This window comes from Amycolatopsis sp. NPDC004772 (assembly GCF_053601215.1).
In genome coordinates, this window is the sequence record NZ_JBSGBK010000045.1 from 44,386 (window position 1) to 64,573 (window position 20,188).

The 20,188-nt window shown below is 71.4% G+C and carries 18 protein-coding genes and 1 pseudogene; 11 read left to right on the top strand and 8 right to left on the bottom strand.

The features are described 5' to 3' along the window. Positions 1 to 1,488 (bottom strand): MFS transporter, encoded by a 1,488-nt coding sequence (locus ACWEF6_RS25315; protein ID WP_449685221.1) that lies wholly within the window; start codon positions 1,486 to 1,488, stop codon positions 1 to 3. A gap of 84 nt (positions 1,489 to 1,572) precedes the next feature. On the opposite strand from ACWEF6_RS25315, the gene ACWEF6_RS25320 reads away from it, so the two are divergent. Then, the gene (locus tag ACWEF6_RS25320; protein ID WP_310975513.1) at positions 1,573 to 1,803 is read left to right on the top strand and encodes a hypothetical protein; all 231 of its coding nucleotides are present in this window, start codon (positions 1,573 to 1,575) and stop codon (positions 1,801 to 1,803) included. A 22-nt stretch (positions 1,804 to 1,825) separates the two neighbouring features. Here the strand turns inward: ACWEF6_RS25320 and ACWEF6_RS25325 are convergent, their stop codons facing one another. Beyond that, positions 1,826 to 2,998 (bottom strand): ROK family protein, encoded by a 1,173-nt coding sequence (locus ACWEF6_RS25325; RefSeq protein WP_449685234.1) that lies wholly within the window; start codon positions 2,996 to 2,998, stop codon positions 1,826 to 1,828. Between the two features lie 136 nt (positions 2,999 to 3,134). Here ACWEF6_RS25325 and ACWEF6_RS25330 point away from each other — a divergent pair, with 136 nt between their 5' ends. From ACWEF6_RS25330 to ACWEF6_RS25340, 3 genes are read left to right on the top strand one after another with little or no spacing between them, the layout of a single operon-like run. Continuing rightward, on the top strand, positions 3,135 to 4,559 hold the full coding sequence (locus ACWEF6_RS25330) for an APC family permease (protein ID WP_449685222.1): 1,425 nt from the start codon (positions 3,135 to 3,137) through the stop codon (positions 4,557 to 4,559). Then, positions 4,556 to 7,369 carry a glycosyl hydrolase 2 galactose-binding domain-containing protein gene (locus ACWEF6_RS25335; protein ID WP_449685223.1) on the top strand — a complete coding sequence of 938 codons (2,814 nt, stop codon included), beginning with the start codon at positions 4,556 to 4,558 and terminating at the stop codon, positions 7,367 to 7,369. The genes ACWEF6_RS25330 and ACWEF6_RS25335 overlap by 4 nt, the downstream gene beginning before the upstream one ends. Then, positions 7,366 to 8,256 carry an ROK family protein gene (locus ACWEF6_RS25340; protein ID WP_310975516.1) on the top strand — a complete coding sequence of 297 codons (891 nt, stop codon included), beginning with the start codon at positions 7,366 to 7,368 and terminating at the stop codon, positions 8,254 to 8,256. Before ACWEF6_RS25335 ends, ACWEF6_RS25340 begins: the two co-directional genes overlap by 4 nt. Positions 8,257 to 8,317: 61 nt before the next feature. Here the strand turns inward: ACWEF6_RS25340 and ACWEF6_RS25345 are convergent. Continuing rightward, positions 8,318 to 9,508, bottom strand: a pseudogene (locus ACWEF6_RS25345) (MFS transporter); the annotation flags it as partial. Between the two features lie 330 nt (positions 9,509 to 9,838). Continuing rightward, the gene (locus ACWEF6_RS25350) at positions 9,839 to 10,834 is read right to left on the bottom strand and encodes a LacI family DNA-binding transcriptional regulator (RefSeq protein ID WP_449685224.1); all 996 of its coding nucleotides are present in this window, start codon (positions 10,832 to 10,834) and stop codon (positions 9,839 to 9,841) included. Between the two features lie 129 nt (positions 10,835 to 10,963). On the opposite strand from ACWEF6_RS25350, the gene ACWEF6_RS25355 reads away from it, so the two are divergent. Genes ACWEF6_RS25355 through ACWEF6_RS25370 form a run of 4 tightly spaced genes read left to right on the top strand, consistent with a single transcriptional unit; the run spans position 10,964 to position 15,191 of the window. Then, the gene (locus ACWEF6_RS25355) at positions 10,964 to 12,622 is read left to right on the top strand and encodes a peptide-N4-asparagine amidase (RefSeq protein ID WP_449685225.1); all 1,659 of its coding nucleotides are present in this window, start codon (positions 10,964 to 10,966) and stop codon (positions 12,620 to 12,622) included. 13 nt (positions 12,623 to 12,635) lie between these two features. Continuing rightward, positions 12,636 to 13,205, top strand: coding sequence for a hypothetical protein (locus tag ACWEF6_RS25360; RefSeq protein WP_449685226.1), 570 nt, complete (start codon positions 12,636 to 12,638; stop codon positions 13,203 to 13,205). Between the two features lie 10 nt (positions 13,206 to 13,215). Then, a complete protein-coding gene (locus tag ACWEF6_RS25365; RefSeq protein WP_449685227.1) occupies positions 13,216 to 13,860 on the top strand; it encodes a class I SAM-dependent DNA methyltransferase in 645 nt (214 codons plus the stop codon). A 53-nt stretch (positions 13,861 to 13,913) separates the two neighbouring features. After that, positions 13,914 to 15,191, top strand: a complete 1,278-nt coding sequence (locus ACWEF6_RS25370) for a cytochrome P450 (protein WP_449685228.1) — start codon at positions 13,914 to 13,916, stop codon at positions 15,189 to 15,191. Positions 15,192 to 15,194: 3 nt separating this feature from the next. Here ACWEF6_RS25370 and ACWEF6_RS25375 read toward each other — a convergent pair whose 3' ends face one another. Both ACWEF6_RS25375 and ACWEF6_RS25380 read right to left on the bottom strand, forming a co-directional pair. Beyond that, positions 15,195 to 15,821, bottom strand: coding sequence for an alpha-ketoglutarate-dependent dioxygenase AlkB (locus ACWEF6_RS25375; RefSeq protein WP_449685229.1), 627 nt, complete (start codon positions 15,819 to 15,821; stop codon positions 15,195 to 15,197). A 66-nt stretch (positions 15,822 to 15,887) separates the two neighbouring features. Further along, positions 15,888 to 16,463, bottom strand: a complete 576-nt coding sequence (locus ACWEF6_RS25380; RefSeq protein WP_449685230.1) for a dihydrofolate reductase family protein — start codon at positions 16,461 to 16,463, stop codon at positions 15,888 to 15,890. A 245-nt stretch (positions 16,464 to 16,708) separates the two neighbouring features. Here ACWEF6_RS25380 and ACWEF6_RS25385 point away from each other — a divergent pair, with 245 nt between their 5' ends. Further along, the gene (locus ACWEF6_RS25385; protein ID WP_449685235.1) at positions 16,709 to 17,287 is read left to right on the top strand and encodes a hypothetical protein; all 579 of its coding nucleotides are present in this window, start codon (positions 16,709 to 16,711) and stop codon (positions 17,285 to 17,287) included. Between the two features lie 21 nt (positions 17,288 to 17,308). Here the strand turns inward: ACWEF6_RS25385 and ACWEF6_RS25390 are convergent, their stop codons facing one another. Further along, on the bottom strand, positions 17,309 to 18,244 hold the full coding sequence (locus ACWEF6_RS25390; RefSeq protein ID WP_449685231.1) for an RluA family pseudouridine synthase: 936 nt from the start codon (positions 18,242 to 18,244) through the stop codon (positions 17,309 to 17,311). 15 nt (positions 18,245 to 18,259) lie between these two features. Then, positions 18,260 to 18,637, bottom strand: coding sequence for a DUF5313 domain-containing protein (locus ACWEF6_RS25395; RefSeq protein WP_449685236.1), 378 nt, complete (start codon positions 18,635 to 18,637; stop codon positions 18,260 to 18,262). Between the two features lie 86 nt (positions 18,638 to 18,723). Here ACWEF6_RS25395 and ACWEF6_RS25400 point away from each other — a divergent pair, with 86 nt between their 5' ends. Together ACWEF6_RS25400 and ACWEF6_RS25405 are read left to right on the top strand one after the other, a co-directional pair. After that, entirely contained in the window at positions 18,724 to 19,161 is a 438-nt protein-coding gene (locus ACWEF6_RS25400) for a MarR family winged helix-turn-helix transcriptional regulator (RefSeq protein ID WP_449685232.1), read from the top strand. A 53-nt stretch (positions 19,162 to 19,214) separates the two neighbouring features. Beyond that, the gene (locus tag ACWEF6_RS25405) at positions 19,215 to 20,096 is read left to right on the top strand and encodes a TIGR03854 family LLM class F420-dependent oxidoreductase (protein WP_449685233.1); all 882 of its coding nucleotides are present in this window, start codon (positions 19,215 to 19,217) and stop codon (positions 20,094 to 20,096) included. The last annotated feature ends 92 nt before the right edge of the window (positions 20,097 to 20,188 follow it).

Sequence of the window (20,188 nt, forward strand, 5' to 3'; positions counted from 1 at the left end):
TCAGTCCTTTCCGGACGGAATGGTACGCCAGGCGATCACCGCGGCGACGGCGGTGACGGCGGCCGCCGCGAGCGACGTCACCTGCATGGCGCCGGTGAACGCCTCCCGTGCGACGCGGGCGAGTTCCGAGTCCGGGGCCAGTACGCCCGCGGCGCCGGCGAGGGAGTCGCGGACCGCGGGCGGGACCGGGCCCGCCGGCAGGAACGCGCGGTAGACCAGGTTCACCACCGAACCCAGGAGCGCGATGCCCAGGGCCGCCCCGAGTTCGTAGGCGGTCTCGGAGATCGCCGACGCCGAGCCGGCCTTGTCCTTCGGGACGGCGGAGAGCACCGAATCGATGGTCAGCGTCAGCGCCAGCCCGACGCCGAGCCCGACCGGGACCAGCGCCAGGCCCAGCCACCAGTACTGCGGTGCCCGTTCGGCGACCGAGATCAGCGCGAGGCCCAGTGCGGCGACGGCGAGCCCGGCCGCAATGGCCCGGCCCCGCCCGAGCCGCCCGGCGACCACGCCGACGGCGGCGATGACGACGATCGAGGCGAGCGTCGCCGGCATCTCCGCGAGCCCCGCCTGCAGCGGCGAGAAGCCGCGGACGAGCTGCAGGTACTGCGAGAAGAAGAACAGCAGGCCCATCAGGGCGAAGACCGCGATGAAGTCGGCCAGGACCGCGCCGCTGAAGGCGCGGTTGCGGAACAGCGCGACGTCGATCAGGGGAGCCTCGGCCCGCCGCTGACGGCGGACGAACAGGAAGCCCGACACCAGCCCCAGCACGGCCGCGACCCCCACCTGGACGTCGGGACCCGAGCTGACGGCGTGCTTCACCGCGTAGACCAGCGGGACGATCGCGGTCAGCGACAGCCCGGCCGACAGCAGGTCGAACCGCCCGGGATTCGGGTCGCGCGATTCCGGCAGCAGCCAGGCGCCCAGGACCAGGAAGACGACGACGATCGGCACGTTGATCAGGAACACCGAGCCCCACCAGTAGTGCTCCAGCAGCGTCCCGCCGACGAGCGGGCCGAGCGCGATGCCACCGCCGGAGCCGGCCGACCAGATGGCGATGGCGCGGGTGCGCTCGTGCGGGTCGGCGAACAGCGTCCGGATGAGCGACAGCGTCGACGGCATGATGGTCGCCCCGGCGACCCCGAGCAGCAGCCGCGCGACGACGAGCACGCCGGCGGTGGGGGAGAAGGCGGCCAGCGCCGAGGCGAGCCCGAAGGCGGCGGTGCCGGCGAGCAGCACCTTCTTGCGCCCGAAGCGGTCGGCGAGGTTCCCGGCCGTGACCAGCAGCCCGGCCAGGGCGAGGGAGTAGACGTCGCCGATCCAGAGGATCTCGGTGGCGGTCGGCGCGAGCTCGCGGGTCAGTGACGGCACGGCCAGGTACAGCACGGTCCCGTCGACCGCGAGCAGCAGCACGGCGCCGACGAGGACGCCCAGCGCGGCCCAGCGGCGCCGGGGGCTCAAGGGCGTGCCTGTCGGCAGGGTGGCGGTCATACGTCTTACTATACCGTCTGGACGGTACAGTAAGCCTGGTGAGGCCGCTCACGGGTAAGCTGGAGGCAGCTGGAGGAGGCGCACGTGACGGCCGAGGAACTGATGATCGAGTTCGCCCTGACGCGCCTGGACCACCCGGACCTCGACTTCGAGGAGATCGCCGCGCTCGTCGTCCGGCGGGGCGGGCCGGACCGGGAACTGGAGTTCGCCTCCCGCAACCTCGCCGACCGCGGCGAGCTGCGCGGCGCGGCCTTTCCGACGGCGGTGGAGTACGTCCTGCGGGTCGTGCTCACCCTGCGGGGGCCGTCGGACTAGTCCACCGTGGACTCGACGGTCCTCAGGCGTCGCCCGCGGCGCGGCTCAGGCCGCGGCGGTCGAACACCAGCTCGCGTGCCGTCCCCAGTGCGGTCGCGATGGCTCCCGCCAGGACCGCGTCCTCGCCCAGCTGGCCCGCCACGATCTCCGGGACCACCGGGGTCGTCGCCGCCAGCGCCCGGCGCATCGGTCCGGCCAGCAGGTCCGTGTTGCCGCCGATGCCGCCGCCCAGCACGATCAAGCGCGGGTCCAGGACCGCGGTGACCGACGCGACGACGTACGCCAGCTTCTCCGCCTCCTCCTCGACCACGCCGAGCGCCACCTCGTCGCCCGCGCGGGCCAGGCGGAACACGTCCTTCGCCGATCGCGCCTTCGCCAGCCCGCGGGCGCGTGCCGCGGCCAGCACCGCCTGGCCCGCCGCCGCCGTCTCGACCGCTCCCGGGCGCCTCGCTCCGGCACCCGACGGCCGGGGATCCAGCGGCAGGTCCGCGATCTCGCCCGCCGCACCGTGCGCGCCGCGGAACAGCTTGCCGTCGACCAGCAGGCCCATCCCGATCCCGGTGCCGACGGTCAGGCACACCAGCACGTCCACGTCCAGCGCCGCGCCGAGGGCGTGCTCGCCGACCGCACACAGGTTCGCGTCGTTCTCCACCTCCACGTCCGAACCCGCGACCGCCAGCGCCGAGACGAGCTCGTGCAGCAGCCCGCGCCGTTCCCAGCCCGGCAGGTTGGGCGCGCGGTGCACCGTGCCCGTCGCCGGGTCCGGGACGCCCGGCGTGCCGACCACCGTCGAGACGACCTCGTGCGGGCTCAGGCCGGCCGAGGACACCGCCCGTTCGACGGATTCGCCGACCGTGCGCACCAGCGCGCTCGCCGAACGGCACCGGTTGGGCTCGTCGAGCCGGGCGACGATGCTGCCTTCGAGGTCCGCGACGGCGATCCGGAGGACCCGCCGCCCGATGTCGACGCCCACGACGTGACCCGCGTCCGGTGCGGCCTGGTAGACGACCGCCGCGCGGCCCGGGCCGGTCAGGCTGCGCCCGGTGGTCCGGACCAGGCCGTGCTGCTCGAGGTCGAGCAGAGCCTGGCCCACCGTGGGTTTCGACAGCCCGGTGTCGGCCGCGATGCGGGGTCGCGTCGCTTCGCCGTGCGCGCGCAGCCGGTCCAGGACCAGGCGCTGGTTCAAGGCCCGCATGTGCGCCGGTGTCCCGACCTGCGGCCCGTTTCGTCCCACGCGTCCTCCTGAGTTGCCGCAAGTTTATCCGCGAACCCTTCCGGCTCGGGGCGTTCTATGTTAAGAAACTTTACTAACTACTAGTCGGAGGCACGTCGTGAGTTCACCCACTCGTTCCGGGGAGCCGCCCGCCCTGGAGCGCAAGATCGGCCCGCTGCAGGCCACCGCGATCAACATGACCCAGATGTGCGGGATCGGCCCGTTCGTCACGATCCCCGCCATGGTCGCCACCATGGGCGGCCCGCAGGCGATGTTCGGCTGGATCATCGGGGCGATCGTCGCGCTGGCCGACGGGCTGATCTGGGCCGAACTCGGCGCCGCGATGCCGGGTGCCGGCGGCACGTACCTCTACCTGCGCGAAGCGTTCCAGTACCGCACCGGCCGGCTGATGCCGTTCCTGTTCGTGTGGAGCGCGGTTCTGTTCATCCCGCTGATCATGTCGACCGGCATCATCGGCCTCGTCCAGTACCTCGGCTACCTGATCCCGGGCGTCACCGACGACGCGGGCACGACCCCGCTGGGCAAGGTCATCGGCGTCGGCATCACCCTGGTGATCATCCTGGCGCTGTTCCGGAAGATCGGCCAGATCTCCAAGCTCACGACGGTCCTGTTCGTGATCATGCTCGCCGCGGTGCTGACGACGATCGTCGCGGCGTTCTCCCACTTCAGCGGCGCCCAGGCGTTCGCCTTCACCCCCGGCGCGTTCAGCTCGGCCGGCGAGGGCACCTTCTGGGGCGGCCTCGGCGCCGGCCTGATCATCGCGATCTACGACTACCTCGGCTACAACACCTCCGCCTACCTCGGCGGCGAGGTGCGCAACCCGGGCCGCACGCTGCCCCGCTCGATCATCTTCTCCATCGTCGGCATCATGGGCCTGTACTTCCTGCTGCAGGTCGGCGTGCTCGGCTCGATCCCGCTCGACCAGCTGAAGGACGCGAAGTCGGTCGCGTCGTCGGTGCTGGAGCAGGTCTGGGGCACCGGGACGGCCAAGGCCATCACCGTGCTGATCGTGATCGCCGCGATCGGGTCCGTTTTCGCCGGGCTGCTGGGCGGCTCGCGCGTGCCCTTCGAAGCCGCGCGCGACAAGGTCTTCCTGCCGGTGTTCGGCAAGCTGCACCCGAAGCTGCACCTGCCCACCGCCGGCGTGCTCACCATGGGCGCCATCACGATCGTCGGCTCGCTGTTCACCCTGACCGAGGTGATCAACGCGGCGGTCGCGACCCTGGTCATCATCCAGTCCCTGGCGCAGGTCGCCGCGATCGTCGTGCTCCGCCGCCGGCAACCGAACCTGAGGCGGCCGTACCGGCAGTGGCTCTACCCGGTACCGACGATCATCGCGCTCATCGGCTGGGTGTACATCTACAAGTCGGCGGAATGGCTGTCGATCTGGCTGTCGCTGGGCTGGATCGCCGTCGGCGCGATCGCCTACCTCGTCTACGCCAAGGCCGAGAACACGTGGCCGTTCGGGCCCAAGGAAATCAAGGAAGCCTTCGCCACCGAACCGGAAGGGGCTCAGGCATGACCCGGAAGCTCGCGGTCCTCGCCGCGCTGCTCCTCGTGCCCGGCGTGCTGAGCGTGGCCGCGCCGGCGTCCGCGCAGCAGGACCTCGCGAAGCCGCACGGGCTGACGACGATCGGCCTGCAGGGCTGGCAGGTGCTGACCACGGCGAGCGTCAAGGACGGCGGCGACAAGGTCTCCACGCCGGGGTACGCCACCCGCGGCTGGCTGCCGGTGAAGCCGGACGACGCCGGCGCGCCCGGCACCGAGATCAACGCCTTGGTGCAGAACGGCAAGTGCCCGGACGTCTTCTTCTCCGACAACCTGCGCAAGTGCTTCGGGTACGTCGACCAGCTCGGCCCCGTCGTCACCAAGCCGTTCTCCGACCCGTGGTGGTACCGGACCGACTTCGCCCCGGACATCCGCCCGGGGCAGCACGCGAAGCTGACCATCCCGGGCATCGTCGGCGAGGGCGACGTCTGGGTGAACGGGACGCTCGTCGCCACGAAGGACGTCGTGAGCGGCGCGTTCGCCGGGCACACCTTCGACGTCACGAAGCAGGTGAAGCCGGGCCGCAACACCCTGGCGATCAAGGTCTACCCGAACGACCCGACGAAGATGTACACCCTCGACCAGGTCGACTGGGGCCAGATCCCGCCGGACAACGACACCGGCATCCAGTTCCCGCCGACCCTGCAGGTCTCCGACGCGCTGACCGGCGACAACGCCCACGTCGTGCAGGACAACGCGGCCGACCTGTCCAGCTCGAAGCTGACGGTGAAGCTGGACGTCACCAACAACGCGGCCACGGCGCAGACCGGCGACGTCGCCGCGACGGTCACCCCGCCCTCAGGCGCGCCGATCGTCGTCAAGCAGCGGGTCACGATCCCGGCGAACACCAAGCGGACGGTCGCCTTCGCGCCGGTGAAGACCGCTCACCCGAAGGTGTGGTGGCCGTACTCGATGGGTGACCAGCCGCTGTACACGCTGACCACCGCGGTCTCGCAGGACGGCGTGCTTTCGACGTCGTCGAAGAGCACGTTCGGCATCCGCACGGTGACCTCGCGCCTGGTCGGGAAGTCGGCGCCGCTGCCCGAAGGCGCGCGGCAGTTCACCATCAACGGCAAGGACTTCGTGTTCCGCGGCGGCGGCTTCGCGCCGGACCTGTTCCTGCGGTACGACAAGGCCGACACCGCCCACCAGCTCGCGCTGATCAAGAACCTGGGCCTGTCCGGCGTCCGGCTCGAAGGCCACGACATGCCGCAGGACTTCTACGACCAGGCCGACCGCGCCGGCCTGCTGGTGATCGGCGGGTTCCTGTGCTGTGACGCCTGGCAGCCGGAGGACGCCTCGACGCTGACCGAGCGCGACTACCGGATCATGCACGACTCGGCGTACACGATCGCGCAGATGGAGCGGAACCACCCGAGCGTCTTCAACTACGGCTGGAGCGACAACGAGCCGGTGCCGCGCCAGGAGTCCGAGACGCTCAAGGCGTTCGGGGAAGCCGACTTCCAGGTGCCGGTGATCGCTTCGGCGGAGTACAAGAGCACGCCGACGCTCGGGCAGTCCGGGGAGAAGGAAGGCCCGTACGACTGGGTCCCGCCGACCTACTGGTACGACAGCTCGCACTTCGACCCCGAGGACTCCTCCCGCACGAACGCCGGCGGCGCCTGGGGCTTCGCGAGCGAGCAGAGCGCCGGGCACACCGTGCCGACGCTCGATTCGATCAAGCGGTTCCTCTCGCCCGCCGAGCAGGCGAAGCTCTGGCAGGACCCGGAGTACAACCAGTACCACGCGAACTTCGAGCCGGACCACGGCGGTTACGCGTTCGGCACGCTGTACACGCTGGACCAGTCCATCCTGCAGCGGTACGGGAAGTGGAACTCGCTCAAGTCCTATGTGGACCTGGCCAACATCGCGAACTACGAGAACACGCGCTCGCAGTTCGAGGCCTTCCTGCACCACTCGACGGACAAGGCGAACCCGGCCACCGGCGTCGTCTACTGGCAGCTGAACAAGGGCTGGCCGACGCTGCTGTGGTCGCTCTACAACGACGACGGCGACCAGCCGGGCGCGTACTTCGGCGCCCAGAAGGCCAACAAGCCGCTGCACGCGATCTACGGCTACGACAACGGTTCGGTCACCCTGGACAACCTCGGGGCCACCACGCAGTCCGGGCTTTCGGTGCGGGCCCGGGTGCTCGACACCGCGGGCCAGGTCCTCGACGACCAGACGGCTTCGGGTCTCTCGCTGGGTTCGCAGGGCGTGCGCACGGGCGTCCTGAAGCCGAAGGTCCCGGCCGAGACGAAGGCGCCGACGCCCGCGCAGGTCTACTTCGTCGAGCTGCAGGTGTCCCAGGGCGGGAAGGTCGTCGACCGGAACGTCTACTGGCTCTCGACGCAGAAGGACGTCGTCGACTGGGCCAAGACGCTGGGCAACCCGCAGGCGACGCTGTCGCAGTACAGCAACCTGCAGGCGCTGCAGAACCTGCCGAAGTCGCAGGTCAGCGCGGTGGCCTCGACCCGCCCGAGCGGTGCGGGCCTGGTCACCACGGTGACGGTGACCAACACCTCGAAGACGCCGGGGGCGGCGTTCTTCCTGCGGGCCGACGTCCGCCGCGGCACGCCGGACGGGCGGGAAGCGCCGGGGGACAACCAGCTCGCGAACGCGACCTGGGACGACAACGACATCACGCTGTGGCCGGGCCAGTCGCAGACGCTGACCGTCACCTACCGGGCCGCCGACCTGCGCGGCGCGGCCCCGGTGATCAGCGTCGACGGCTTCAACACCGGCCGGATCGTGGTGCGGGGGACGGGAGGGGCGCACGCGTGAGCGAGGACCGGATTCTCGGGATCGACTTCGGCGGCACGAAGGTGGCGCTGGGGCTCGCCGACCGCGACGGCACCCTGCTGGCGACGCGCCGGCTGGACACCGACGCGCACGCGGGAGCCGAGCAGGTGGTGGTGCGCGCGCTCGCCGCGGCCAGGGCCCTCCTGGCCGACGAGGGCGCGACGGCCGCCTGCATCGGCGTCGTCAGCCCGGGGATCGTGCTGCCGGACCGGATCCTGCTCGCGCCGAACGTGCCGGGGTGGGAGCAGCTGCGGCTGGCGGAGCTGGTGGCCGCCGAGTTCCCGGCCTCGCCGATCTCGGTGGGCACGGACGCGAAGGCGGCGGCGCTGGCGGAGTGGCGCTGGGGCACGCTGGCCGGGGCCGACCCGGCGGTGTTCCTGTCACTGGGCACCGGCATCGCGGCGGCGGTGCTGGTCGGCGGCCGGGTGCTGACCGGCGCCAACGGAGCTGCCGGCGAGATCGGGTACAACCTGCTCTCGCCGCAGGACACCGAGGGTTTCGCGAGCGGAGCGGCGCCGCTCGAGGAAGCCGTCGGTGGGCGTGGGCTGGGCGGCCGGGCGAGCTCTCTGCTCGGCCGCCCGGTCACCGCGGGGGAGTTGTTCGCGCTGGCCAAGGAGAACGTCGAGGCCAAGGAGCTGGTCACGGCCGCGCTCGACGAGCTGTCGATGCACGTGGCCAACCTGGCGATCGCCCTGGACCCGCAGCGCATCGCGGTCGGCGGCGGGCTCGTGCGCTCGGCGGACGTGCTGCTGCCGGCGTTGGCGGACCGCCTCGCGCACGCGGTGCCGTTCCCGCCCGAGCTGGTGGCGGCCCGCTTCGACCAGGACGCGGCGCTGCTGGGCGCGGTGGCGCTGGCGCTCGGCGGGTAGGCGTCCGGGTGGTGTGCCGGTGCCCCGACCCGGCACACCACCCGGCTTCAGGCTCCGGCGGCGGCTTTTCGGTCCTGCGGAACGCCGCGGGGGAGAGCTGGAACCAGACGAGGACCGCGCTGACGGCCTGGATGCCGGCACCCAGCACCCAGACCGCACGCAGGCCGAAGTGCGCCGCGACCAGACCGCCGGCCAGGGCGCCGAGCGGGGTCAGGCCCCAGGCGAGCGCCCGGTGACTGGTGAGCACCCGGCCCAGCAGCGGCGCCGGCGTGAAGCGCTGGCGGCTGGACTGCGAGCAGACGTTCCAGATCAGCACGGTCGCCGTCAGCGAGATCAGCACGACGCCGACCAGCGGCGGCCACGGCGGGACGACGGCGATCAGCAGCGTCACCACGGCACCGAAGCTCTGTGAGAACCGCATCGACCACGAGTAGCCGAGCCGGTCCACCACCTTCTGCACCACGAACGACGACGCGACCCACCCGACGGCGAGACAGGCGAGCAGCAGGCCGTAGCCGACCGGGCCGACGTGCAGGACCTGCGTCGCGTAGAGCACGAACATCGAGTTGCCGGCGCTCGCGGCGAACGAGCCGAGGGCGACGTTGATCGTGATCGACCGCAGCAGCGGCGTGCGCACCAGGTGCCGCAGCCCGCCGGAGAGGTCCCGCAGCGGGTGCGTCGTCGCGGCCACCACGGACTCGGACGGGATCCGGCGGGCCAGCAGCACGGCCAGGAGCGCACAGCCGGCGGCCAGCCACGAAGGCGCCCCGGCGGCGACGGCGATCAGGAACCCGGTCAGCGGCGGCACGACGAACCGCACCACGCCCTGGTCGATCACCGTGAGCCGCGCGTTGGCGTGGGCGAGCCGCCCGGGGCCGACGACATCGGGGACGAGCGCACCACTGGCGCCATCCCCGAGCACGCGCGCCGAGGTGATGACGAAGGCGACGACCAGCAGCACGGGCAGGCTGAGCACCCCGGCGGAGACGACGGCGGCGAGCACCACGGCGGCCCCGGTCAGGACGGCGTAGGCCCAGGCCAGCACGGTGGTCCGCCGCACCCGGTCGATGAGGACCCCGGCGAACAGGGACAGCAGCAGCCACGGCGCTTCCCCGACGACGTTGATCAGCGAGACCTCGCGCGGATCGGTGGTGACGGAAACCGCCAGGAGGGGAATGGCGGCCAGCAGAAGGCCTTCGGCGGACGAACCGGACACCGCAACGGCCTGCAGCCGCACCCACCTGGACGCCATGAGCCCGAGCTTGCCGAACGAAGTCGTGAACACCAACCGATTTAGCGGCGGATGACGGGCAGAAGTTCGCGAAGCGACCGAAAGCCGGTCGACCCGACGATCCAGGTGGCGCGCATCAACCGCCGCAGAACGCTGATCACCGCCCTCGCCACGGTCATCGCCGGGGTGTTCGCGGACTACAAGGTGGGCAACGACCAGGGGCCGCCGACGCCCCGGCCCGGACCTCCGACGGGAAGGACGGCTGGATCGGCTGCAACGACGTGCGGGAGTCCAACGACCACACCGGTTACCTCGTCCTCAACTTCCGGCTGTTCAGCGCGGCCTGAGCCGTCAGCGGCGCACCCGGGTCGATTCGCGGACGACCAGCTCCGGGGTGAAGACCACGGCCTGCCGTTCCGGTTTCGTGTCCGATGTCTCCGCCAGCAGCAGTTCGGCGGCCGTGCGGCCGAGGCGGCGGGCCGGCTGGCGGACCGACGTCAGGGGGACCGCCGCGGCGCCCGCGAACTCGATGTCGTCGTAGCCGATGATCGCCATCTCGTCCGGGACGCGCACGCCCGCGCCGACCATCGCCTGCAGGACGCCCAGGGCGAGGAGGTCGTTCGCGCAGAAGACCGCCGTCGGCCGCGGGCTCGTGCCGAGCAGGCGGGCACCGGCGTCGCGGCCGGAAGGGACGTCGAGGCCGATCGCCTCCAGCACGGTCAGTTCCGCGCCCGAGCCGGCCAGAACGGTGCGCAGGCCCTGCTCGCGGTCGCGGCACTGGGTGAGGATGCCCGGCCCGTTGACGAACGCGATCCGCCGGTGCCCGGTCTCCAGCAGGTGGCGCCCGCCGAGCGCGCCGCCGGCGACGTCGTCGACCGACACCGAGCTCGCCTCCGACGCCGGGGCCTTGCGGTCCACGAAGACGTACGGCGTGCCGGTGCGCCGGAAGGTCCGCAGCGCCTCGCCGGACGTCGCCACCGGGCTCAGCAGCACCCCGCGCACCCGCTGCTCGGCGAACATCGCCAGGTAGGACGCTTCCAGTTCGGACCGCTGACCGCTGTTGCAGGTGATGATGTTGAGACCCTCGGCGTGCGCGGCCTGCTCGGCCCCGCGGGCGACGTCGACGAAGAAGGGGTTGCCGAGATCGAGCACGAGCAGCCCCATGACGCGGCTGCGCCCGGCCCGCAGCTGCCGCGCGGACTCGTCGCGCACGTACCCGAGCTCTTCGATCACCGAAAGCACGCGGCTGCGCGTGGCGGCCGCGACGACGTGCGGCCGGTTGACCACATTGGACACCGTGCCGATGGAGACGCCCGCGCGCTTGGCGACGTCCTTGATGCCGACCACCGGACCCCCTCGTTAAGACGTGCGAGCCTACCATGTTCTGAAACGTTTCAGGAGCCGATTACCGACGTTGGTCGGATGATCGCGCCGCTAGGCTCGGGCCGGGTGTGCCTGCCACGGGGAGGAGTCCGGGTGCGGATCTTCACGATCGTCCTGTCACTGGTGCTGACGTGGGTGTTGTCCGGGGCGGTCGCCTCGGCTGCGCCCATTGTGGAAGGCGATACCGACAATCCCGTGACCGCCGCGCCGGGGGTCACCCGGCCCGGTACGCCGCACTGCACCGTCACACTCGCCGACGGCTTCCGCTCGAACGCCGCCGACGGCAGCCCGCAGTACTACGAAGGCACCCTCGCCCCGCCCAAGGCCTGCCCCGGGCCGTGGGCGAAGGTCGTCATGGACCAGACCGTCACCGTCAGCGGACGGCAGTACGACCGGATCGGCGACCTGCGGATCGGCGGCACCGAAGTCTGGTGGGGGACGACCGAGGAGCCCAGCGGCGAGGGCCGCCGCGCGATCACCTACCACTTCGACAAGGACCTGACGCCGTACTCCGCGCTGCTGCGAACCCCGCAGCCCTTCCACGGCGGCGTCGAGAACTACACCTCGCCGATCTACACCGGCGTCTACGCCCAGACCGTGACGCTCACCTACTACCAGGCCGATCCTCGGCACCCCGCGCCCGAGACACCCGCCCACGTCACCGGGTTCGGGCACGCCGACGCGACGCCCGCCGCCCCCACCGTGCACTTCGGCGCCCAGGGCCTGCCGCGCAACATCACCCGCGCCTACCTCGAGGTCACGCTCGAAGGCCACGCCTGCGACGAGCAGTGGTTCGACGACGTCCCCGACACCGTGGCCGCGAAGTACCCGGCGGCCGGCCTCTGCGGGAAGGGGCCGTACCGCGAGGCGAACTTCGCGATCGACGGGATCGCCGCCGGGAGCGCGTTCACCTTCCCGCACATCTACTCCGGCGGGATCGTGCCGCAGCTGTGGCGGCCGATCGTCGCGATCGACACCTTCAGCCTGCACGCCGAGACTTACGACATCACGCCGTTCGCGGGGCGTCTCGTCGACGGCGGTACCCATGACCTCTCGTTCTCCTTCCCGGACATCGGCGGCGAATTCACCGTCGTCCCGACGCTACTGCTCTACACCGACAAGAACGCGACGCAGACGTCCGGCGCCGTCACACAGCACGACGTCGCGGCCGCGCCGGCCCGGCAGACGACGGTCAAGGACATCGCCGGCGGCGTGAACGTCACGGTCACCGCGAAACGCCACGACGTCACGGCCGGCTACGTCGACACCTCCGCCGGCCGCGTCTATACCCGCGTCGAGCGCACCCGCGACTACCGCAACAGCGACGACGTCACCGGCGGCGGCTTCACCCAGCACGTCGTGCAGGCCGACTCGGGGCACCAGACGTCGGTGTCCACAGTGGACGGCCGCGTCCGCTCGGCGGCCCGGCACACCTGGTCCTACCCGCTGACCACGGACGCGACCGCGAACATCACCGACGACCAGAACCTGCGGATCTCCGGCTCGGTGGACATGACGAAGATCCTCGGCGACGCCACCGGCGACGGCCGGAACTGGCGCCCGGTGCGCGCGTCGCGGGAGTGGCTGGCCTCATCCGGGGTGCTGGCCCGCACGAACGGCGTGAACACCGAGGCCGACGGCCGCTCCAAGACGCTCTTCACCGGTACGGACGACCTCGGGCGGCCGTACCTGCACTACGTCGCGAGCGAGCACGGGCTGATCACCGAGAACCGGGAACTGCCACCGCACTGACCAGGCTGCCGCCATGGCTTCCGGTCAGGTCTCGGTCTGGGTACCGATCGTCGTGGGCATCATCGGCCTGGTCGGGGTCGTCACGGGCCAGTTGATCAACAGCCGCCGGGAAGACCGGCGGTGGGAGCGGGAAGCCGCGCGGGAGGAACTGCGGCACCGGCGAGAGGTCGAACGCCTGACCGCCGAGCGCGCCCACGCGATCACGCTGCACTGGTCGCAGGAGCGCAAGGACGCCTACGCCGGTCTGCTCAAGGAGACCGGCGAGTACCTGAGCGCGCTGCTCGTGTGTATGGAGGCAGTGGCGCGTGGCGAAACGCCCAGTGAGTCCTTGAAACTCATGGGCGAGCATGCGCACGCGGCCGCGTCCTTCCACGCGGCGGTCGACATCCTCGCCTCGCCTCGCATCCGCGCGCTGGCCGACGATCTCGTGCAGGCCGCGGTCGGCGCGCGGATCACCGTCAGCTCCTCCACGGGCATGGACGTCCGCTCCCGGGAGGTGGCTCTGCGCGAAGCCGAGCGCGCCAGGGACGCGTTCCTGGCGGAAGTCCGCGCGGAACTCGGCGTCGACACCCCGGCCGGATAGGGTCCGGCCCATGACCGAACCCGCCTTCGTGACCGAGACCCGGATCGCCTACGACACCGTCGCCGACTCCTACGCCGAGCAATTGCGGGACCTGCTCGACGACAGCCCGTGGGACCGGGCGATGCTGACCACCTTCGCCGAGCTGGTCGGGAAGAGCGGCCCGGTCGGGGATCTCGGCTGCGGCCCGGGCCGGCTGACCGGGTACCTGGCCTCGCTCGGGCTGGACGTGTTCGGCGTCGACCTCTCGCCCGGCATGGTCGAGGTGGCCCGGCGGACGCACCCGGGGCTGCGGTTCGAGGTCGGTTCGCTGGCCGCCCTCGACCTCGGCGACGGCCAGCTGGCCGGGGCGGTGGCGTGGTACTCGCTGATCCACACCCCGCCGGCCGAGCTGCCGCCGGTGGTGGCGGAGCTGGCGCGGGTGCTGGCGCCCGGCGGCCGGCTCCTGACCGGGTTCCAGGTCGGCGACGAGCGCCGGCACATCACGCACAGCTACGGCCACGACGTCTCCTTCGACGCCTACCGGTTGCCGCCGGACCACGTGGCCGAGCTGTGCGTCGCCGCCGGGCTGGTCGTCGAAGCGCGGTTGGTCCGGGAGCCGCACGGTCCGTACGAGAAGACGTCGCAGGCGTACCTGCTGGCCCGCAAGCCGGCGTGAACCCCGTCTCGCTTCCCGTCACCCGATCGGGCTAGTACGGTACTGTCGGTCCCATGGGGAGTCTCCGCTCACGGGTCCTGGGCTGGGTCGGCCGGCGCTACCTCGCCCGGCAGTCGAAAAAGGGCTTCGACCTCGAAAAGATGTCGTCGATCCTGCCCGATTCGGCGCTGCTGCCGCTGAAGCGGGACGGCCTCGACCCGGTCCCCGCGATGGCCGCGCAGCGCGGCGAGGCGCCGATCGGCAAGCTCGACCTGCCGTTCGGGATGAACGCCTGGCTCGTCACCGGCTACGACGAGGCGAAGGCCGTTCTCGGGAAGGCCACCGGGTTCTCCAGCGACTTCGGCAACCTCGTCGGCAACGCCGGTGTGACCGCCGACCAGAACCCGGGCGGCCTCGGCTTCGCGGACCCGCCGGTGCACACACGGCTGCGCAAGCTGCTGACGCCGGAGTTCACCATGCGCCGGCTCGGCCGGCTGGCCCCGCGCATCGACGAGATCGTCGCCGAGCAGCTCGACGCGATGGCCGCGGCCGACGGCCCGGTCGACCTGTGGCAGGCGTTCGCGCTGCCGATCCCGTCGCTGACCATCTGCGAGCTGCTCGGGGTGTCCTATGAGGACCGTGAGGACTTCCAGCGGCTGAGCACCGCCCGGTTCGACCTCTTCGGCGGCGCGGGCGCCTCGCTCGGCGCGATGTCGGAGTCGCTGACGTACCTGCTCGACATCGTCAAGAAGCAGCGCGAACAGCCCGGGGACGGCCTGCTCGGCATGCTGATCAAGGAACACGGCGACGAGATCGACGACCGTGAGCTGGCCGGCCTGGCCGACGGCGTGCTCACCGGCGGCCTGGAGACCACGGCGAGCATGCTGGCGCTCGGCGCGCTGGTGCTGCTGCGCGACGAGAAGGCGATGGACGCCGTCCGCGGCGACGACGAGTCCGTGCACCGCTTCGTCGAGGAGCTGCTGCGCTACCTGACCGTGGTCCAGATGGCGTTCCCCCGGTTCGCCAAGGAGGACATGGAAATCGGCGGCGTGCACATCGCCGAGGGCGACATCGTGCTGGTGTCGCTGTCGGCGGCCGACCGCGACCCGAAGCTGGGCGCGGACATGGAGACGTTCGACGCGACCCGCGAGCCGACGTCGCACCTGGCGTTCAGCTACGGCATCCACCGCTGCATCGGCGCGGAGCTGGCCCGGATGGAACTGCGCACGGCCTACCCGGCGCTCGTCCGCCGCTTCCCCAACCTGCGGCTCGCGGTGCCGGAGGAGCGGCTGTCGTTCCGCAAGGTGTCCATTGTGTACGGTCTGGACGAGCTGCCGGTGCTGGTGGACTGACGCTCAGCGGACCCCGCGCGGCCGGAACTGGATGCTGATCCGCGGCCCGGCCGCCCGGGTCGTCTTAGGCACCGCGTGTTCCCACGTGCGCTGGCACGAGCCGCCCATGACGACCAGGTCGCCGTGGCCGAGGGCGTAGCGGCGGAGGTCACCGCCGCCGCGGGGGCGCAGGGCGAGCTGGCGGGCGGTGCCCACCGAGAGGATCGCGACCATGGTGTCCTCGGTGCTGCCGCGGCCGATCGTGTCGCCGTGCCACGCGACGCTGTCCCGGCCGTCGCGGTAGTAGCAGAGCCCGGCGGTGCGGAACGGCTCGCCGAGTTCGCCGGCGTAGTGCTCGCTCAGCGCGGCGCGGGCTTCGGCCAGCACGGGTTGGGGGAGCGGCTCCGACTCGCCGTAGAAGCACAGCAGCCGCGGGACGTCGACGACCCGGTCGTACATCTTCCGCCGCTCCGCCTGCCACGGGACGCCGGTGGCGAGGCCGGCGAACACCTCGTCGGCGCCGGCGAGCCAGCCCGGCTGCACGTCGACCCACGCACCGGAGCCGAGTTCGGTCCGGCGGGGGGCCAGGGGGTGCAACGTGACAGGGCCGGACTCGCCGAACAGCGATGCCTGCAGGGCCGGGGTCGTCATGGGTCCGACCGTACACGATGTTCGAACAAATGTTCTACGTGAAACATCGGCCGGACCCGGCGGCGCTCAGTGCGTGACGTCGAAGACCATCTTCTGGATGCCGTTGCCGTAGGCCTCGCTCTCGACGAGCTTCAGGTTCTGCTTGTCCTTGTCGGTCTCGCTGAACAGCCGCTTGCCGGCGCCGAGCAGGACCGGGAAGACCAGCAGGTGGTAACGGTCGATCAGGCCCGCGTCGGCCAGGCCGCGGTTGAGGGTGGCGCTGCCGTTGACGATGATCGGGCCGCCGTCGGTCTCCTTCAAGGCCGCGACCTCGTCCAGGGAACGCAGGATCGTCGTCTCGCCCCAGTTGTCCACCAGGTCCGCCTCGGTGAGGGTGGTCGACACGACGTACTTCGGCATCGCGTTGTAGCCGGCGAACTCGACGGTCATGCCCGGCCAGACCGGCGCGAACGCCTCGTAGCTGACCCGGCCCATCATCAGCGCGGTGGCTTCCTCCTGCTCACTGCCCTTCATCGCGTAGGCGGCCGGGTCGAACTCGATGTCCTTGAACGTCCAGCCCGCGTTGCGGTAGCCCGGCTCCCCGCCGGGAGCCTCGACGACGCCGTCGAGCGAAACGAAGGAGGTGGAGATCAGGCTGCGCATGCGGTGCTCCTCGGAAGGTGGTCGATCTTGCTTCTGCAAGTCTGTCGAACGGGGCAAGCCGGATTCGACACCGCGTCCGGAGAAAACTTCCGACGCACCGCGCGGCCGGAAAGTGGGTCTTGCCCGCCGTCGCGCGGGCTCGTACAGTCACTGGCACGCCGGATAAAGGTCTGGACCTTTTGCCGAGCCACCGCCGCCTCGAGTGACACAGGAGGTTGACGGTGCGCAGACTTCACGGTGCGGGCGTGCTCGCGGCGGCGGCGCTGGGGCTCACCCTGCTCACCCCGGTGGCGGACGCCCAGGTCGGGACCGGTCCGTGGACCGCGGACTCGCCGGGCTACTCCGAACAGGAACGCGGGTGCGGGCAGATCTCCGGGCTGACGTTCCGGCTCACCTGCTCGACCGCCGGCGGCGACCAGCGCGCGGAACGCCGCTACACCACCTATACCGGCGGCACCCACCAGTTCGAGGGCTCCTTCAAGATCACCAGCATGTCCGGCTCCCGGATCAGCCTCAAGCAGACGTTCCGGGACGGCTCGAACGCCGGGCCGTACTTCCTGCTGGCCGTCGAGAAGGGCGGCCGGATGTACGCGGTGGAAGGCGGCGCGACGCTCGGCAGCGGGGCGACCGTCGGCACGTCGGTGCGGGTCAACACGATCAACCAGGTCGGCAGCTCGCACAAGGTGTACCTCAACGGCTCGCTGAAGCAGACGATCTCGAGCCCGGCCGGCAGCTACTACGACAAGTTCGGCAGCTACCGCACGGGCAGCGGCGCGGGGCCGATCACCGTGCAGTGGAGCGGCGTCAAGTTCTGGCGCAAGTGACGGCCGCGGCGGCGTCCCCGGTCACGCCGGGGGCGCCGCCCAGGCTTCGGGGTCGTCCCAGGCGGACAGCCGCCGCCGGCTGGTGAACCGGCGGTGCGCGCCGGTCAGGGGGTCGTCGAAGTCGAGCACCTTGGCCAGCAGCTGCAGCGGTTTCGTGAAGTCGCCCAGGGGTTTCTCGCGCAGCACCGGGTAGAAGTCGTCGCCGAGGATCGGGACGCCGAGGCCGCTCAGGTGCACGCGCAGCTGGTGCGTCCGGCCGGTCGACGGGACCAGCCGGTACCGGCCCCGGCCGGAGCGGTGTTCGAGCAGTTCGACGTACGTCTCGGCGTTCGGCTCGCCCGGCACCTCCCGGGCGGCCAGGACCCCGCGGTCCTTGACGATCCGGCTGCGGACGGTGCGGGGGAGGGCCAGCGCCGGGTCGTACGGCGCGATCGCCTCGTACTCCTTGTGCACCCGGCGGTCGCGGAACAGCGTCTGGTACTTGCCGCGCAGCTCGGGCGTGATCACGAACATCACCAGCCCCGCCGTGACGCGATCCAGCCGGTGGGCGGGGGACAGGTGCGGCAGCCCGAGGTCGCGGCGCAGCCGCACCAGCGCCGTCTCCAGGATGTGCTGCCCGCGCGGGATCGTCGCCAGGAAGTGCGGCTTGTCGACGACCAGCAGGTGCTCGTCGCGGTGCACGACGTCGATCGCGAAGGGCACCGGCACCTCGTCGGGGAGGTCCCGGTGGAACCAGATGAACGAGCCCGGCGCGTACGGCGTGTCGATGCCGAGCGGCCCGTCGGTGCCGTGGATGCGCTCTTCGCGCAGCATCTGCTCGATGCGGTCGGGCGCGACGCGCGGCAGCCGGTCGACGAGGTGCGCCAGCAGGGTCGGCCACTCGCCGTCGGGCAGTTTCAGCCGGGCGGGGTCCAGCCCGTGGCGGGGCGGGATCGGCGGGCGGAGCTTGCGTCTCATCGCCCCCGACTGTAACTAACCCTCGGACGGCGTCCGGTAGCGCGCGAGGTAGCGGGCGGTCACCTCGGCGTTCTTCGCTTCGGCGGCCTCGGCGCGGAGGCGGCGCCCGGTGTTGTGCGGGAAGCCTTGCCGGCCGAGCCGGTGCTCGACGCTCTCCTCCATGTACGCGCACGAGTAGAAGTACGCGACCAGGGCGGCCATCAGGACCAGCGAGAGCCGCAGCCAGATCGACCCGGGCAGGAGCAGCCACACGGCGCACAGCGGCGCGATGCCGATCGACCGCTGGAGCACGAACCGGGCCCGCCAGTGCTTCGACGTCGCGTCGTGCAACGCCCAGTCGTTGTAGCGCTCGGGGAGCCGCACGCCCACGGCGTAGCCGAACCAGCGAAGCACACTCGGTCGTTCCATGAGTCTGATAGTACACTAATGCTTAGTGCGCTAATCATTAGCGCGATCAATGACACAGGAGGATCGGGGCCATGATCGACCTGGGTGAGGACTCCCTGAAGCTGGACCGGCAGGTGTGCTTCGCGCTGTCGGTGGCTTCGCGCAGCGTGATCGCCATCTACCGGCCGCTGCTCGAGCCGTACGGCCTGACCCATCCGCAGTACCTGGTGATGCTCGCGCTGTGGGAGCGGTCGCCGCGCTCGGTGAAGGACCTCGGTGCGGCGCTGCGGCACGAACCCGCAACGCTGTCGCCGCTGCTCAAACGGCTGGAGGCGCTCGGGTACGTCACGCGCACCCGCAATCGTTCGGACGAGCGGCAGCTGACGGTCGAGCTGACCGAGACAGGCCGGGCGCTCCGGGCCGAGGCGGAGAAGATCCCGTACAAGGTGGTCGAGACGCTCGGGATGGACGTCGCCGAGCTGGAAGCCCTGCACGCCGCGCTGACCCGCGTCATCGACGCGACCGCCTGAGGAATTCCCGGCCGCCCGGCGCGTTGCTCCCGGAGAGCCTTCCGGGAGGAATCTTGCTGAAGATCAGGCTGGGTGTCGCCCCCGCGGCCGGGACCGGGCCGGCGGAGTTCGCCGGACTGGCGGCCCGGCTGGAGGACGCGGGCGTCGATTCGCTGTGGCTGTCGGAGCTGGTCTACTCGCCCGAGGTCGACCCGATGATCGGCATGGCGCACGCGCTGGCGCGGACGTCGAAGCTGAAGGTCGGCACCGGGGTCGCGATCCTGCCGGGCCGGCACCCGGTGCTGGTCGCCAAGCAGCTGCTCACGCTGGCCGGGCTCGCGCCCAAGCGGGTGTTGCCGGTGTTCGGCCTCCGGCCGGCCCGCGCGGCCGAAGCCGGCCTGTTCCCGGTGCCGCCGGGCCGCCGCGCCGCGGTGTTCGACGAATCGCTCGTCCTCCTGCGCCGGCTGCTGGAAGAGGACGAGGTTTCCTTCGACAGCGAGTTCTTCCAGGTCGACGGCGTCCGCCTCGGCCCGAAACCGGCGAAGCGACTCGACGTCTGGCTGGGCGGATCGGCCCCGGCGGCGCTGCGCCGCACGGGCCGCCTCGCGGACGGCTGGCTCGGCAGTTTCCACACACCCGCCCAGGCGCGTGATGCCCGGATCGCGATCCAGCGGGCGGCGGCGGAGGCCGGACGCGAGATCGAGGAGGACCACTTCGGGCTCAGCCTGGCCGTCGCGGACCGGGGCATCCCGGACGAACTCGCGGCGGTGGCGGCCCGCCGCAGCCCCGGCGTCCCGCTGACGAACCTGGTGGCGACGAGCTGGCCGGAAGCCCGTCGGCTGGTGGAGCAGCACATCGAGGCCGGGCTGTCGAAGTTCGTGCTCCGGCCCGCACACGCCGATTTCGACGGGTTCCTGGAGAAGTTCCAGGCGGAACTGGTGCCGCTGCAGAATTAGACGAGTGAGTCCTAAGTGATCAGTGGTCGTAGGCGATCAGTGATCGGGTGACAGGTTGGCCGGTGGCGCGGTTGTGCCAGATGGCGGCGGTC

Excerpts from the sequence above, each read along its gene's own strand:
- ACWEF6_RS25335 (WP_449685223.1), top strand. The coding sequence starts at position 4,556 with ATGACCCGGAAGCTCGCGGTCCTCGCCGCGCTGCTCCTCGTGCCCGGC.
- ACWEF6_RS25360 (WP_449685226.1), top strand. The coding sequence starts at position 12,636 with ATGGCTTCCGGTCAGGTCTCGGTCTGGGTACCGATCGTCGTGGGCATC.
- ACWEF6_RS25380 (WP_449685230.1), bottom strand. The coding sequence starts at position 16,463 with ATGCGCAGCCTGATCTCCACCTCCTTCGTTTCGCTCGACGGCGTCGTC.
- ACWEF6_RS25370 (WP_449685228.1), top strand. The coding sequence starts at position 13,914 with ATGGGGAGTCTCCGCTCACGGGTCCTGGGCTGGGTCGGCCGGCGCTAC.
- ACWEF6_RS25325 (WP_449685234.1), bottom strand. The coding sequence starts at position 2,998 with ATGCGGGCCTTGAACCAGCGCCTGGTCCTGGACCGGCTGCGCGCGCAC.
- ACWEF6_RS25315 (WP_449685221.1), bottom strand. The coding sequence starts at position 1,488 with ATGACCGCCACCCTGCCGACAGGCACGCCCTTGAGCCCCCGGCGCCGC.
- ACWEF6_RS25375 (WP_449685229.1), bottom strand. The coding sequence starts at position 15,821 with ATGACGACCCCGGCCCTGCAGGCATCGCTGTTCGGCGAGTCCGGCCCT.
- ACWEF6_RS25365 (WP_449685227.1), top strand. The coding sequence starts at position 13,216 with ATGACCGAACCCGCCTTCGTGACCGAGACCCGGATCGCCTACGACACC.
- ACWEF6_RS25400 (WP_449685232.1), top strand. The coding sequence starts at position 18,724 with ATGATCGACCTGGGTGAGGACTCCCTGAAGCTGGACCGGCAGGTGTGC.
- ACWEF6_RS25390 (WP_449685231.1), bottom strand. The coding sequence starts at position 18,244 with ATGAGACGCAAGCTCCGCCCGCCGATCCCGCCCCGCCACGGGCTGGAC.